This window comes from Bradyrhizobium sp. SBR1B (genome assembly GCF_014198205.1).
Lineage (GTDB): Bacteria > Pseudomonadota > Alphaproteobacteria > Rhizobiales > Xanthobacteraceae > Bradyrhizobium.
This window is the reverse complement of the sequence record NZ_JACIHC010000005.1, coordinates 260,412-273,910: the sequence shown is the minus strand read 5'-3', so window position 1 is coordinate 273,910 and position 13,499 is coordinate 260,412. Positions and strand designations below refer to the sequence as shown.

At 65.3% G+C, this 13,499-nt stretch carries 15 protein-coding genes; 14 read left to right on the top strand and 1 reads right to left on the bottom strand.

Going from position 1 to position 13,499, the window contains the following annotated elements; all coding sequences use genetic code 11:
• Positions 1-47: 47 nt before the first annotated feature.
• The 14 genes from GGD61_RS16030 to phoB all read left to right on the top strand — a co-directional run bounded on the left by GGD61_RS16030 (position 48) and on the right by phoB (position 12,333).
• A complete protein-coding gene (locus tag GGD61_RS16030; RefSeq protein ID WP_018316901.1) occupies positions 48-1,442 on the top strand; it encodes an OmpA family protein in 1,395 nt (464 codons plus the stop codon).
• A 2-nt stretch (positions 1,443-1,444) separates the two neighbouring features.
• Entirely contained in the window at positions 1,445-1,741 is a 297-nt protein-coding gene (locus tag GGD61_RS16025) for a hypothetical protein (RefSeq protein WP_177236865.1), read from the top strand.
• 99 nt (positions 1,742-1,840) lie between these two features.
• Positions 1,841-2,431, top strand: coding sequence for a TetR/AcrR family transcriptional regulator (locus tag GGD61_RS16020; protein WP_183230890.1), 591 nt, complete (start codon positions 1,841-1,843; stop codon positions 2,429-2,431).
• The gene (locus GGD61_RS16015; RefSeq protein WP_092251699.1) at positions 2,428-3,333 is read left to right on the top strand and encodes a haloalkane dehalogenase; all 906 of its coding nucleotides are present in this window, start codon (positions 2,428-2,430) and stop codon (positions 3,331-3,333) included. Before GGD61_RS16020 ends, GGD61_RS16015 begins: the two co-directional genes overlap by 4 nt.
• Before the next feature lie 11 nt (positions 3,334-3,344).
• Positions 3,345-3,572 carry a SelT/SelW/SelH family protein gene (locus tag GGD61_RS16010; protein WP_018316904.1) on the top strand — a complete coding sequence of 76 codons (228 nt, stop codon included), beginning with the start codon at positions 3,345-3,347 and terminating at the stop codon, positions 3,570-3,572.
• A gap of 18 nt (positions 3,573-3,590) precedes the next feature.
• On the top strand, positions 3,591-4,022 hold the full coding sequence (locus GGD61_RS16005) for a GNAT family N-acetyltransferase (protein ID WP_092251700.1): 432 nt from the start codon (positions 3,591-3,593) through the stop codon (positions 4,020-4,022).
• 430 nt (positions 4,023-4,452) lie between these two features.
• Positions 4,453-5,508: a lysylphosphatidylglycerol synthase domain-containing protein gene (locus GGD61_RS16000; protein ID WP_018316906.1), complete on the top strand. Its 1,056-nt coding sequence runs from the start codon at positions 4,453-4,455 to the stop codon at positions 5,506-5,508.
• A gap of 57 nt (positions 5,509-5,565) precedes the next feature.
• The gene (locus GGD61_RS15995; RefSeq protein ID WP_018316907.1) at positions 5,566-6,858 is read left to right on the top strand and encodes an ATP-binding protein; all 1,293 of its coding nucleotides are present in this window, start codon (positions 5,566-5,568) and stop codon (positions 6,856-6,858) included.
• Between the two features lie 150 nt (positions 6,859-7,008).
• Positions 7,009-8,022 (top strand): phosphate ABC transporter substrate-binding protein PstS, encoded by a 1,014-nt coding sequence (gene pstS, locus GGD61_RS15990; RefSeq protein WP_092251973.1) that lies wholly within the window; start codon positions 7,009-7,011, stop codon positions 8,020-8,022.
• Positions 8,023-8,213: 191 nt separating this feature from the next.
• Positions 8,214-9,203, top strand: a complete 990-nt coding sequence (pstC, locus tag GGD61_RS15985) for a phosphate ABC transporter permease subunit PstC (RefSeq protein ID WP_177236888.1) — start codon at positions 8,214-8,216, stop codon at positions 9,201-9,203.
• A 4-nt stretch (positions 9,204-9,207) separates the two neighbouring features.
• The gene (gene pstA, locus GGD61_RS15980) at positions 9,208-10,059 is read left to right on the top strand and encodes a phosphate ABC transporter permease PstA (protein WP_018316910.1); all 852 of its coding nucleotides are present in this window, start codon (positions 9,208-9,210) and stop codon (positions 10,057-10,059) included.
• Positions 10,056-10,874 carry a phosphate ABC transporter ATP-binding protein PstB gene (gene pstB, locus GGD61_RS15975; protein WP_018316911.1) on the top strand — a complete coding sequence of 273 codons (819 nt, stop codon included), beginning with the start codon at positions 10,056-10,058 and terminating at the stop codon, positions 10,872-10,874. The genes pstA and pstB overlap by 4 nt, the downstream gene beginning before the upstream one ends.
• Positions 10,875-10,885: 11 nt before the next feature.
• Positions 10,886-11,602 carry a phosphate signaling complex protein PhoU gene (gene phoU, locus GGD61_RS15970; RefSeq protein WP_018316912.1) on the top strand — a complete coding sequence of 239 codons (717 nt, stop codon included), beginning with the start codon at positions 10,886-10,888 and terminating at the stop codon, positions 11,600-11,602.
• 23 nt (positions 11,603-11,625) lie between these two features.
• The gene (gene phoB / locus GGD61_RS15965; RefSeq protein ID WP_018316913.1) at positions 11,626-12,333 is read left to right on the top strand and encodes a phosphate regulon transcriptional regulator PhoB; all 708 of its coding nucleotides are present in this window, start codon (positions 11,626-11,628) and stop codon (positions 12,331-12,333) included.
• Positions 12,334-12,562: 229 nt separating this feature from the next.
• Here phoB and GGD61_RS15960 read toward each other — a convergent pair whose 3' ends face one another.
• Positions 12,563-13,075: a GcrA family cell cycle regulator gene (locus GGD61_RS15960; protein ID WP_018316914.1), complete on the bottom strand. Its 513-nt coding sequence runs from the start codon at positions 13,073-13,075 to the stop codon at positions 12,563-12,565.
• Positions 13,076-13,499 lie beyond the last annotated feature (424 nt).

The following is a 13,499-nucleotide window of genomic DNA, read 5'->3' as shown; positions in this document are numbered from 1 at the left end:
CTGCCAAGGGTTTGTTTTGTCTCCGGTTCCAGAGTTCGGGTCGTCGAATGAAGAAGCTTTTTAGGTGGGCCAGCAAATGGTGGCCGGGGCTGATCCCCTTGGCCGTCATGTGGGGATTTGCGGCTTGGAATAATACCTTACCGGTCGAAGCCGACCTGTCGGCGCGCAGCTCGGCTGCGCTGAAGGACACCGTCCTGGACAAGACCCGAATCGCGGTCGATGGCCGCGATGTCAGCCTGGCCGCGGACGCCTTCTCCGAGGAGGGGCGGCGGGATGCCGTGATGGCGGTGGAGACCGTCCCCGGCGTCCGCCTGGTCGACGACCGGACCCGCCTTGTTCCCGAGGCCAAACCCTTCGTCTGGAACGCCGAGCGCGACGTGGTGCGGGTGACGCTGTCAGGCTCCGCGCCCTTGCCATCGATGAAGGGCCGGCTGACCGAGGCGGCCCGCAAGGAGGTCGGCGGCGTCGAGGTGGCCGACCAGATGGGGCTGGCGCGCGGTGCGCCGCCGCGGTTCGAGGCCGCAGCGACGCTGTTGCTGGACCAGATCGGCAAGCTGAAGGACGGCAAGATCACGATCACGGACACCAAGGTCAATCTGTCGGGCATGGCGCGCGATCTCGGTGGCCGCGAGGCCATCGTGGCAGCTTTGAAGAACCTGCCCGAGGGCTTTTCGATCGCCGCCAACGACGTCAAGGCGCCGCCTTATATCTTCCAGGCCTACAAGGATCCGGTCGCCGCGACCGTGACGCTGACCGGCTACGTTCCCGACAACACCATCCACGCCGCGATCGCCACCAGCGCCGCGCGAAAATTCTTCACCGAGAAGGTCGTCGACAATCTCAAGGCCAGCATCGGCGCGCCCGGCTCCTTCAACACCGCCGTGATTGCCGCACTCGGCGCGCTGTCGCGGCTGTCGACCGGCACGCTCGTCGTCTCCGACCGCGAGGTGAAGCTGTCGGGCGATGCGCTCTACGAGGGCGCGGCCAACGACATCCGCGCAGGCCTCGGCAAGGACTTCCCGAAAAACTGGCAGTACAAGCCGGAGATCACCGTGAAGCCCGCGGCAGGCCCGGTCGATGGCACCGTGTGCCAGCAATTGTTCACGGACCTTCTGGCCAAGGGCAAGATCCGCTTCGCAGCCAAGCGCGCCGACATCGATCCGGATTCCGCCGCCATTCTCGACCATCTGATCGAGACGGCGCTGCGCTGCCCCACCACCAATGTCGAGGTCGCCGGGCATACCGATGCCGACGGCGAGGACGGCTTCAACCGCGCTCTCTCGGAGAAGCGCGCACAGGCGGTGATCGACTATCTGGTCAAGGCCGGCCTGCCCGCCAGCCGCTTCACCGCGGTCGGCCATGGCAGCACGCAGCCGCTCGCCGGCAACGACACCGACGAAGGCAAGGCGCAAAACCGCCGTATCGAATTCCTGGTGAGGTGACGATGCCCTATCTCGTCTCGTTCCATCTGGGCTGGCTGATCGGCTCGCTGCTGCTGGGCTTTTGCATGGGCTGGATCTCGGTGGTCCAGCGCGGCAACGGCACCTCGAAGGTGACGGCGCGCTGGCTCGCCGCGCTTGCCGCCGCCCTGGTCGCGGCCTCGTTCGCACACATTGTCCCCGGCCGCCTCGGCTACTGGCTCGATCTCGGCCTGATCATGTTCGCCTGCTACCTGGTCGGCTGCACCATCGGCGCCTGGCTGCGCGACCGCGTGGTCTCGCGCAGCATGCGGACCGGCTGAAGCTCCGCCGCCAACCCCCTTTTTCTGTTTGGACACGTCGTTGAGAGAGACGTCAAACGCTCCGCTTGACAATAATACGCACGTACGTATTATTCCTTCATGCCCAAGCCCTCGCTCAAAGACGCCATCCTCGACGCCGGTCTCAAGGTCATGTTCCGGACCGGCTATCACGGCACCAGTGTGCGCGATGTCACCACTGCGGCAGGCGCCCCGCAGGGGTCCTTCACCAATCATTTTCGCTCCAAGGAAGCGTTCGCCTCGGAGGTGCTCGATCGCTATTTCGAGATCACGAAGGGATTGGTCTCGGAGGCCCTTGAAGACGCCTCTCTGACCCCGCGGGCGCGGCTCAAACGCTATCTCGACATCATCACTGGCCGGCTCGAAGCCGACGGCTATGGACGCGGCTGCCTGATCGGCGATCTCAGCCTGGAAGCGGCCGGCAGCAGCGAGATGCTGCGCGCCCGCCTTGCCGAAATTTTCGCCGAATGGCGCATGCCCTTCGCCGCCTGCATCAGCGAGGCGCAGAGAAGCGGCGAGATCGATTCCGAATTCGAGCCCGAGGAGCTTGCCGATTTCCTGCTCGCGTCCTGGCAGGGCGCGATCCTGCGCATGAAGGTCGACCGCACGCCCAAGGCGCTCGAGCGCTTCAAGACCATCGCATTCAAGACCGTCTTCAAGGAGCCGACATGAGCCAGCATTCCGAGATCCAGATCCGCAGCGCCGCCGTGCTGGGAAGCACGATGGCCTATCGCGACACGGGCACGCAGGATGCGCCGGTCGCGCTCTTCCTTCACGGCAATCCGACGTCGTCGCATATCTGGCGGAACATCCTGCCGCTGGTGGCGCCTGTGGCGCGTTGCATCGCGCCCGATCTCATCGGTTTCGGCCGGTCCGGCAAGCCCGACATCGCCTACCGCTTCTTCGACCATGTCCGCTATCTCGACGCGTTGATCGACGAGCTCGGCCTCACCTCGGCCTATCTCGTTGCGCAGGATTGGGGCACGGCGCTCGCATTTCATCTCGCGGCGCGCCGGCCGGCCTTCGTGCGCGGGCTCGCCTTCATGGAGTTCATCCGGCCGATGCCGACGTGGCAGGATTTCCACCAGGCCGAACCCGCGCGCCAGGCTTTCCGCAAATTCAGGACGCAAGGCGAGGGAGAGGCCATGATCCTGGAGGCGAACGCCTTCGTCGAACGCGTGCTGCCCGGCGGCATCATGCGCACCCTGAGCGACGACGAGATGGAGCCGTATCGCGCGCCCTTTCCGACGCCGGACAGCCGCCGTCCCGTTCTTGCATTCCCTCGGGAATTGCCGATCGCCGGCGAACCCGCCGATGTCTATGAAGCGCTGCAATCGGCTCATGCGTCGCTCAAGGCGTCTGCATATCCGAAGCTGCTGTTCGCAGGGGAGCCGGGGGCCGTCGTCGCTCCCGAATTTGCCGAGACCTTCGCGGCCTCGCTGCAGCACTGCGCGCTCGTCCGCCTCGGGCCCGGTCTGCACTATCTCCAGGAGGATCACCCCGACGCGATCGGCCGTTCCGTTGCCGGCTGGATCGCCGGCATTGAAGCGGTGCGTCCCCAGCTTGCGGCCTGAAGGAGGACGAGATGTCCGAGGTAACCATCATCTATTGCCGGCCGTGCGGATACGAGAAGCGTGCCAAGGAGGCGGCCGCGGCTTTGCGCCGGCAGCTAGGGCTGGAAGCGGATCTCGTCCCCGGCAAGGGCGGCGTTTTCCAGGTCAAGCTCGGCGACCGGATCGTCGCCAGCCGCAGCAAAGGACATTTTCCGGACGGCGACGAAATCGTCGCTGCCGTCACCGCCGCGCGGCACTGAGCCGGGGAGGCCTTCGCGATGTCGATTGTCTGGGCCGACGATCTCGCCGGGATCGACTGGGATGAGCTATCCGAGCTCTATCGCATCGCGCCGCTCGGCAACAAGGCGCCGGCCGATCTCGCGCTGGTGTTCGGCAACAGCATGTTTCGCGCCTTCGCCAATGAGGATGGTCGCATCGTGGCTGCGGGACGCGTCCTGGCCGACGGCCGTGACTGCGCCTATCTCTGTGATATCGCCGTGCACCCGGACCGCCAGGGGCGAGGTCTCGGCCGCGACATTATCGAGCGTTTGCTTGTGCGTTGCCGCGGCCATCGCAAGATCATCCTCTACGCCGTCCCGGGCAAGGAAGGGTTTTATGAACGCCTGGGTTTCAGGCGGATGGCCACGGCCATGGCGATCTTCGAAGATCAGGCCGCAGCCTATGGCCGCGGCTATTTGACCGCGCCTTGAGGCTGCGCCCCGGGGCCCGCGACCTTCCGGCGCATCGAATAACCCGTCGGACGGACGCCGGGATTGCCCCCTCTTTCAACAGGCGGGCGCGGTCCATAGATTGACGTCGGCTTAAGGCGTGAAGGAACATTGTGCGGCCGAAATCATCAAAACTTCATGGCGCCTGCGCAGGATCGCCATGGAGATTCGCCTCAAGTCCTGCCGCCGAAGGCGTCAAACCGTGCATCAGGAGCCCGCAACCCTGCCTAAAATATTGAATGCACGTGTTTTTGTTCGAATTGGCGAATTCCACTCCGCGCCAAAACGCGCTAGTGGAGGGGCAGGGGGCATGCGCGATACCGGAGCCGGCGGCGAGGGTTCGTTGAGTGCCAGTGCGTCGTCCGCCTGTTCGCCGGCCACCCTGGCCGCTGAAGCGTTGTTCGAGGTCTAGATGCTGGAAGCCATACGCAGGGCGACGTCGTTTCTGCGCCAGAAGCAAGTCCTGCATAAGCTTGGCGTTGTGATCAGCGTCGCGGTCATCGGCATCGCTTGCTATGTGCTCTACCACATGTTGCGAGGCATCGATTTCAACGAAGTCCTCGAAGCGATCAAGAGCACCGAGCCGACCCAGATCGCGATGGCGGCGCTGTTCGTCACCGCGGGCTATTTCACCCTGACCTTCTACGACCTGTTCGCCGTGCGCGCGATCGGCCATGCCCATGTGCCCTATCGCATCAACGCGCTCGCGGCCTTCACCAGCTATTCGATCGGCCACAATGTCGGCGCATCCGTCTTCACCGGCGGCGCGGTGCGCTATCGCATCTATTCGGCCTACGGGCTGAACGCGATCGACGTCGCGAAGATTTGCTTCCTCGCCGGCCTGACCTTCTGGCTCGGCAATGCCGCCGTGCTCGGCCTCGGCATCTCCTATCATCCGGAGGCCGCCGCCTCGATCGACCAGCTGCCTCCATGGCTGAACCGGACGCTGGCGCTGATGATCATCGTCGGGCTGGTCGGCTACGTGGTCTGGGTCTGGACCCAGCCGCGCGTGGTCGGCCGCGGGCCCTGGACCGTGGTGCTGCCGGGCGGCCCGCTGACGCTGCTCCAGATCGCGATCGGCATCGTCGATCTCGGCTTCTGCGCGCTCGCGATGTACGTGCTGGTCCCGGACGAGCCCAATCTCGGCTTCGTGGTGGTCGCGGTGATCTTCGTCTCGGCCACCCTGCTCGGCTTCGCCAGCCACTCGCCCGGCGGGCTCGGGGTGTTCGACGCCGCCATGCTGGTCGGTCTCTGGCAGATGGATCGCGAGGAACTTCTGGGCGGCATGCTGCTGTTCCGCGTCCTCTATTATCTGTCGCCCTTCGTCATATCTGTAATCTTGCTGACGTTTCGCGAAGTTATCATCGGCGCACGATCGAAGCGCTTGCAGCAGGCGGCGCTCAAGCTCGACCCCGGCCCGGCGCGTGAAGCCGCTTATGTGAGAGAGCGCAGCGACAGCGGTGCCTGACGGCGCCAAGCCTTATTTGACAGGCCTTCAGACAAGCCCCAGGAGAAGTCCGCCCCGATGGCGATCGACGCCCCATCTTCTCCCTCCGCGCAGCCCTGGTCCGACCGGCTGCGGCATTCGACCGTGATCCTGATCGCCGCGGCGCTGGCGCTGTCCGTCGTCGTCTCGCTCGGCGACTTGTCGGCGCTGCACGCCGCCATCGTGTTCCTCTGTATCGCGGCGGCCGCGCTGATCCCGTGGCGGCTGCACGATCCCGCCGCCTCGCGCGACGACGTCAGGCGCATCAACCCGGTCGAGAGCGCGGCGGTGGCCGCCGTCGTCGCCGGCATGCCGGATCCGGCGGTGCTGCTCGACCGCGCCGGCCGCGTCATCCATCTCAATGCCGCCGCCGCCCAGCTCGCACCGGCGCTGCGCCGGAACGAGCTGGCCCAGTTCGCGCTGCGCTCGCCCGAGATCATCACCGCGCTGCGCGAGGCGATCGCGACCACCGAGCCGCGGCGCGCGACCTATCTCGACCACGTCCCGGTCGACCGCTGGCTGGAGCTCATGATCACGCCGGTGCCGGTGCCGACCAGCTTCGGCGGCGCCGACAAATGCATGCTGATGACCTTCCACGACCAGACGCCGCTGCGCCGGGTCGAGGAGATGCGGGCCGACTTCGTCGCCAATGCCAGCCACGAGCTGCGCACGCCGCTGGCCGCGCTGTCGGGCTTCATCGACACGCTGCAGGGCCAGGCCAAGGACGATCCCAAGGCGCGCGAGCGCTTCCTCGGCATCATGCACAACCAGGCCACCCGCATGGCGCGCCTGATCGACGATCTGTTGTCGCTGTCGCGGGTCGAGCTGTCGGCCCATGTCCGGCCCGACACCCTGGTCGACCTGCTGCCGATCATCCGCCAGGTCGCCGACGGGCTCGAGCCGCTGGCGCGCGAGCGTCAGGTCGAGGTCGAGATCCATCTACCCGAGGGACCGGTGATGATCGCGGGCGACCGCGAGGAGCTGCTCCGCCTGTTCGAGAATTTGATCGAGAACGCGCTCAAATACGGTGCCTCCGGCGGACGCGTCATCGTGTCGCTGACCTCAGCCGCAGCCACTGATGGAACTCAGGAAATCCGGATCATGGTCCGCGATTTCGGTCCCGGCATCGCGCCCGAGCACCTGCCGCGGCTGACCGAGCGGTTCTACCGCGTCGACGTCGGCGACAGTCGCTCGCAGGGCGGCACCGGGCTCGGATTATCGCTGGTGAAACATATTCTTAACCGCCATCGCGGCCGGCTTTTGATCGAAAGCGTGCCCCGTCAGGGGGCCACTTTCACCGCCTGTTTTCCCCAGGCTAAGACTTTAGTTTAAGCCTGAAACTCTAGCGATTTCAATCGCTTGAGTGTGTCATCCGACTGTCACGAAACCTTCGTAAAAGCACAGCCGACCGCTCCTAAAGGGGCGGCGCGGGGAGCGCGATCGGGCGCGGTTGGCGCTTCGCTCCCCTGTATGGAGACCAGCATGAATTTCATCAAAACCATGGTCGCTGCCGGCTTGCTCGCCGCATCGACGACAGTGGCCTTCGCTGCCGACATCACGGGTGCCGGTGCCACCTTCCCGTTCCCGATCTATTCCAAATGGGCTGACGCCTACAAGAAGGAGACCGGCAACGGTCTGAACTACCAGTCGATCGGCTCCGGCGGCGGCATCAAGCAGATCCAGGCCAAGACCGTGACCTTCGGCGCCAGCGACGCGCCGCTCAAGGCCGAGCAGCTCGAGAAGGACGGCCTCGTCCAGTGGCCGATGGTGATGGGCGCCATCGTCCCCGTCGTCAACCTCGAGGGCGTGAAGCCCGGCGAGATGGTGTTCGACGGCGAGACGCTCGCCAGCATCTATCTCGGCAAGATCACCAAGTGGGACGACGCCGCGATCAAGAAGCTCAATCCGAACGTGAAGCTGCCCTCGGACGCCATCACCGTGGTCCGCCGCTCGGACGGTTCGGGCACCACCTTCAACTTCACCAACTACCTCTCCAAGGCCAGCGCGGACTGGAAGAGCAAGGTCGGTGAGGGCACCGCGGTCGAGTGGCCGGTCGGCGTCGGCGCCAAGGGCAATGAAGGCGTGTCGGGCAACATCAGCCAGACCAAGAACTCGATCGGCTATGTCGAGTACGCCTATGCCAAGCAGAACAAGCTGACCTACACCGGTCTCGTCAACAAGGCCGGCAAGCCGGTGCAGCCGACCGTCGAAGCCTTCCAGGCGGCCGCCTCCAACGCCGACTGGGCCAAGGCGCCCGGCTACTACGTCATCCTGACCGACCAGCCCGGCGAGAAGTCCTGGCCGATCACCGCGGCGACCTTCATCCTCATGCACAAGGACGCCACCGACAAGGCGGCCTCGCAGGAAGCCATCAAGTTCTTCCGCTGGGCCTTCAAGAGCGGCGGCAAGGCGGCTGAACAGCTCGACTACATCCCGATGCCCGAAGGCGTCGTGACCCTGATCGAGAAGACCTGGGCTGCCGAGATCAAGAGCTAAGTAGGGCTCTCGCGTCCCGGACGCGGCGCGGCCCTGGCGATACGAAGCATCGTCCAGCGTGCCGCTCCGCGAGAGCCGGGACCCGCAAGACTTCCGCTCCGGATCGGTCACGCCGTGTCCGGAGCGCGAGACCGACAAAAAGACTGACAACAAGCGTATATTATCGGGCACAGGGGATCGGCGTGGCAGAAATGGCCGTTCAGAGCGATGTAATCGACGACGCCGGACCGTATGACCGCGCCAAGGCCTTGAGCGCGTTCAAGCTCGGCGACGTTGCCTTCTACTGGATCACGCGGCTGTCCGCGATCTCGGTGCTCCTCATTCTCGGTGGCATCATCGTCTCGCTGATCGTCGGCGCGTTCCCGGCGATGAAGGAATACGGCTTCTCCTTCCTGTGGACGCAGCGCTGGGCGCCGTCGGCCGATCCGCCCGTGCTCGGCGCGCTCGGGCCGATGTATGGCACGCTCGTCACCTCCTTCATCGCGATGCTGATCGCCATTCCCGTCGGTCTCGGCATCGCGATCTTCCTCACCGAGCTCTGCCCGCAATGGCTGCGTCGCCCGATCGGCATGGCGATCGAGCTGCTCGCCGGCATTCCCTCGATCATCTACGGCATGTGGGGCTTCTTCGTGCTGGGCCCGTTCCTGGCCAATACCTTCCAGCCCTTCATGATCAGGATCTTCGACGGCGTGCCCGTGCTGGGCGCGATCTTCGCAGGTCCGCCGTCCTATCTCAGCACGTTCAACGCCGCGCTGATCCTCGCCATCATGGTGCTGCCCTTCATCACCTCGATCTCGGTCGACGTGTTCAAGACGGTGCCGCCGGTGCTGAAGGAGGCCGCCTACGGCGTCGGCTGCACCACCTGGGAAGTCGTCCGCAGCGTGGTGATCCCCTACACCCGCGTCGGCATCATCGGCGGCGTCATGCTGGCGCTGGGCCGCGCGCTCGGCGAGACCATGGCGGTGACCTTCATCATCGGCAATTCGTTCCGCATCTCCTCATCGATCTTCGCGCCGGGCACCACGATCTCGGCGGCGATCGCATCCGAGTTCGCCGAGAGCGACGGCCTGCACCAGTCCGGCCTGATCCTGCTCGGCCTCTTGCTGTTCGTGCTGACGTTCTTCGTGCTGGCCGCAGCGCGGCTGATGCTGATGCGGCTGGACAAGAAGGCGGGGAAGTAACGTCATGGCGCTCAATCCGATCTATTCGCGTCGTCGCCGCAAGGATATCGTCATCCGCGGCCTCTGCTTCGCCGCGGCTGCCTTCGGCGTCACCTGGCTCGCGCTGATCCTGGTCACGCTGCTCTTCAACGGCCTAGCCGGCCTCAATCTTCAGATCTTCGTCGCGGATACGCCGCCGCCCGGTTCGACCGAAGGCGGCCTGCGCAACGCGATCGTCGGTTCGATCATCATGACGTTGATCGGCGTCGGCATCGGCGCGCCGCTCGGCCTGTTCGCCGGTACCTACCTTGCCGAATACGGCCGCAACGACAAGCTGACCTCGGTGATCCGCTTCATCAACGACATCCTGCTCTCGGCGCCCTCGATCATCATCGGCCTGTTCATCTATGGCGCGGTGGTGGTGCCGATGCGTGGCTTCTCCGCGATCGCGGGCGCGCTCGCGCTCGCCGTCATCGTGATCCCGGTCGTGCTGCGCACCACCGAGGACATGCTGCTGCTGGTGCCGAATCCCCTGCGCGAGGCGGCCTCGGCGCTCGGCCTGCCGCGCTCGCTGGTGATCAAGCGTATCGCCTATCGTGCGGCCCGGTCGGGCCTCATCACCGGCGTGCTGCTCGCCACCGCCCGCGTCGCCGGCGAGACCGCGCCGCTGCTCTTCACCGCGCTGTCGAACCAGTTCTTCAGCCTCGGCCTGAACAAGACGATGGCCAACCTGCCGGTTACCATCAACAACTTCGTCCAGAGCCCCTATGCCTATTGGAAGCAGCTCGCCTGGAGCGGCGCGCTGCTGATCACGCTCACCGTGCTTGCCCTGAACATTGGCGCGCGCATCCTCGGCGCCGAGAGGACTGCAAAATGACCGACCTGTCCGTATCCATGAGTTCCAACGCTCATCTGGCCTCGCAGCCGCTGCCGGAAGCTCCGGCCAAGGTGACGGTGCGCAATCTCAATTTCTATTACGGCGAGCACCACGCGCTGAAGAACATCAACCTGACGCTGGGCGCCAACCGCGTCACGGCGTTCATCGGCCCGTCGGGCTGCGGCAAGTCGACCCTGCTGCGCATCTTCAACCGGATGTACGATCTCTATCCGGGCCAGCGCGCCACCGGTCAGCTCATGCTGGACCAGACCAACGTCCTCGACCCCAGGCTCGACCTCAATCTGCTGCGCGCCCGGGTCGGCATGGTGTTCCAGAAGCCGACGCCGTTCCCGATGACGATCTACGAGAACATCGCCTTCGGCATCCGCCTCTACGAGAAGATCTCGAAGTCCGAGATGGACGACCGCGTCGAGAAGGCGCTGCGCGGCGGCGCGCTGTGGAACGAGGTCAAGGACAAGCTCAACGCCTCCGGCCTGTCGCTCTCCGGCGGCCAGCAGCAGCGCCTGTGCATCGCCCGCACCGTCGCGGTGCGCCCTGAAGTGATTTTGTTCGACGAGCCCTGCTCGGCGCTCGACCCGATCTCGACCGCCAAGGTCGAGGAGCTGATCCAGGAACTGTCCGAGAACTACACGATCGCGATCGTCACCCACAACATGCAGCAGGCGGCGCGCGTCTCCGACAAGACCGCCTTCATGTATCTCGGCGAGCTGATCGAGTTCGACGACACCAGCAAGATCTTCACGTCGCCGAGCGACCGGCGCACGCAGGATTACATCACCGGCCGGTTCGGCTGAGGAGACGCGACATGGGTACTGAACATACCGCAAAGGCTTTCGACACCGACCTCCAGGAGCTCACCCGCCTGGTCGCCGAGATGGGCGGCATCGCCGAGCGCATGATCGTCGATTCCGTCGACGCGCTGATCCGCCGCGACGTCGCGCTCGGCCAGCGCGTCGTCACCATCGACGCCGAGCTCGACGCGCTGCAGAAGCGCATCGAGGAACGGGCGGTGCTCACCATCGCCCGCCGCCAGCCGATGGCGGTGGACCTGCGCGAGATCGTCGGCGCCATGCGCGTTGCGACCGACCTCGAGCGCATCGGCGACCTCGCCAAGAACATGGGCAAGCGCGTCGCCGCGCTGGAGACCGACTTCCATCCGCTGAAGCTGTTCCGCGGCCTGGAGCACATGACCGACCTCGTGCAGCAGCAGGTCAAGTCGGTGCTGGACGCCTATGCCGCGCATGACCTGCCGGCGGCGATGGCGGTGTGGAAGGGCGACGAGGAAGTCGACGCGATCTGCACCTCGCTGTTCCGCGAGCTCCTCACCTACATGATGGAGGATCCGCGCAACATCTCGTTCTGCATCCATCTGATGTTCTGCGCCAAGAACATCGAGCGGATCGGCGACCACGCCACCAACATCGCCGAGACCGTGTTCTACATGATCGAAGGCCAGGCGATCACCGACAAGCGGCCGAAGGGCGACATGACCACCTTCGCCACGACGGTCCCGAATACCTGAAGACTTGAAGGAGCGACGACCCGATGGGCGCACGCATTATGGTGGTTGAGGACGAGGAAGCTCTCACCGAGCTGCTTCGCTACAACCTCGAAGGCGACGGCTATGACGTCGAGACGGTCATGCGCGGCGACGACGCCGACACCCGCCTCAAGGAGCACATCCCGGACCTGATCGTGCTCGACTGGATGCTGCCGGGCCTGTCGGGCATCGAGCTGTGCCGCCGCCTGCGCACCCGGCCCGACACCAAGCAGCTCCCGATCATCATGCTCACCGCGCGCGGCGAGGAGAGCGAGCGGGTGCGGGGGCTTGCGACCGGCGCCGACGACTACATCGTCAAGCCGTTCTCGGTGCCGGAGCTTTTGGCGCGCGTGAAGGGCCTGCTGCGGCGCGCCAGTCCTGAGCGGCTCGCGACAGTGCTGGCCTATGGCGACATCGAGCTCGACCGCGACAAGCGCCGCGTGGCGCGCTCGGGCCGGCCGATCGATCTCGGCCCGACCGAATATCGCCTGCTGGAGTTCTTCCTGGAGCATCCCGGCCGCGTGTTCTCGCGCGAGCAGCTGCTCGACAGCGTCTGGGGTCGCGACATCTACATCGATGAGCGCACTGTCGACGTCCATATCGGCCGCTTGCGCAAGCTGCTCAATCTCGGCCGCGAGCAGGACCCGATCCGTACCGTCCGCGGCGCCGGCTACGCGCTCGACGACCGCTTCGCGAAGGCGGAGCAGACGTAAGGTTTGCTGGCGTTGGCTTTGGCGGGCTGCCGCCGCATTCTCCGGCGTCGTCCCTGCGAAAGCAGGGACCCATAACCACAGGCAGTGGTTTGGCGAAGACTCGGAGTGACCATCTCGCGCGACAACTGCGCCTTGTGGTTATGGATCCCCGCGTTCGCGGGGAATGACACCGAGTTGGTTGAGGCGCCGTCGTGTGACGGCTGCCGTCTTTGCGATCAGCTAGATCCGCTCAGCGCGGACCCGGCTTCGCCGGGGCGCGCCGGCGATCCGCCGCTGGCTGATACGCCACGCGCGAGTGCTGGGCGCAGTAGGGCAGGCCGGACAGTGCCTTGCCGCCGCAGAAGAAGAAATCCGGGCTCGAGGGATCGCCGACCGGCCAGTGGCAGGTCGCCTCGTTGAGCTCGAGCAGCGACAGCCGCTGGCCCATCGGCACCACGTTGTCATAGGTGACGGGTTCAGCCTCCACCTCGACCTCGAAGGCCTGCGCCAGCGCGGTGTTGCCGCGCGCGATGGGGCGGGTCACCCGCATCATGTGCTGCGCGGGACGCGCCTTGCGCGGCCGGGGCGCTGCCGATGAAGGGCTCTTGGCGCGGCCGGACAGACCGAGCCTGTGCACTTTGCCGATCACGGCATTGCGGGTCACATTGCCGAGCTCAGCTGCGATCTGGCTGGCCGAAAGTCCGGCCTCCCAGAGCTTTTTCAGCTGCTCGACGCGATCGTCGGACCAGGTCAAAACCGTCATTGCACCCTTTCCCTCGCTACGCGCCAGCCATCCTGGGGCCTCGCAGCGATTGCCTAAGCCTTCAAAAACCCGTGCCGTCAGAATCCCTTAAGGCTCGCCGGGCGCGTGACTGACGCCCGAACGTTTACGCCGGTACAAGAGGACTCTTGGGATCAGAACCGCTGCACGAGATGTCGTATCTGACAATCCAAACGCTACAATATGGCGTGACTCCCGCGCAAGAGTCCGCCGACTCGCTTCCACATGTTCCGTGGTGAAAACCCGCAAAATCGGCACCGCAAGACTACGGATTCAGCGTTTCCTGAGGCTTTCCGGGCGGCATTGACACCCGTCTTGCCAAGCATAAGATAGTCCCGCGTGCCGCCCTTAAAAGGCGGCACGTTTCGTTTTCCGGGCCGGTCGATGGTGCGTTGCGCAATGCACG

What these genes read in the sequence shown, in the direction of transcription:
- GGD61_RS15960 (WP_018316914.1), bottom strand. Translation starts at nt 13,075, where the DNA reads ATGACGGTTTTGACCTGGTCCGACGATCGCGTCGAGCAGCTGAAAAAG.
- GGD61_RS16030 (WP_018316901.1), top strand. Translation starts at nt 48, where the DNA reads ATGAAGAAGCTTTTTAGGTGGGCCAGCAAATGGTGGCCGGGGCTGATC.
- phoB (WP_018316913.1), top strand. Translation starts at nt 11,626, where the DNA reads ATGGGCGCACGCATTATGGTGGTTGAGGACGAGGAAGCTCTCACCGAG.
- pstA (WP_018316910.1), top strand. Translation starts at nt 9,208, where the DNA reads ATGGCGCTCAATCCGATCTATTCGCGTCGTCGCCGCAAGGATATCGTC.
- phoU (WP_018316912.1), top strand. Translation starts at nt 10,886, where the DNA reads ATGGGTACTGAACATACCGCAAAGGCTTTCGACACCGACCTCCAGGAG.
- GGD61_RS16000 (WP_018316906.1), top strand. Translation starts at nt 4,453, where the DNA reads ATGCTGGAAGCCATACGCAGGGCGACGTCGTTTCTGCGCCAGAAGCAA.
- pstB (WP_018316911.1), top strand. Translation starts at nt 10,056, where the DNA reads ATGACCGACCTGTCCGTATCCATGAGTTCCAACGCTCATCTGGCCTCG.
- pstS (WP_092251973.1), top strand. Translation starts at nt 7,009, where the DNA reads ATGAATTTCATCAAAACCATGGTCGCTGCCGGCTTGCTCGCCGCATCG.
- GGD61_RS16010 (WP_018316904.1), top strand. Translation starts at nt 3,345, where the DNA reads ATGTCCGAGGTAACCATCATCTATTGCCGGCCGTGCGGATACGAGAAG.
- GGD61_RS16020 (WP_183230890.1), top strand. Translation starts at nt 1,841, where the DNA reads ATGCCCAAGCCCTCGCTCAAAGACGCCATCCTCGACGCCGGTCTCAAG.
- pstC (WP_177236888.1), top strand. Translation starts at nt 8,214, where the DNA reads ATGGCCGTTCAGAGCGATGTAATCGACGACGCCGGACCGTATGACCGC.
- GGD61_RS16025 (WP_177236865.1), top strand. Translation starts at nt 1,445, where the DNA reads ATGCCCTATCTCGTCTCGTTCCATCTGGGCTGGCTGATCGGCTCGCTG.
- GGD61_RS15995 (WP_018316907.1), top strand. Translation starts at nt 5,566, where the DNA reads ATGGCGATCGACGCCCCATCTTCTCCCTCCGCGCAGCCCTGGTCCGAC.
- GGD61_RS16005 (WP_092251700.1), top strand. Translation starts at nt 3,591, where the DNA reads ATGTCGATTGTCTGGGCCGACGATCTCGCCGGGATCGACTGGGATGAG.
- GGD61_RS16015 (WP_092251699.1), top strand. Translation starts at nt 2,428, where the DNA reads ATGAGCCAGCATTCCGAGATCCAGATCCGCAGCGCCGCCGTGCTGGGA.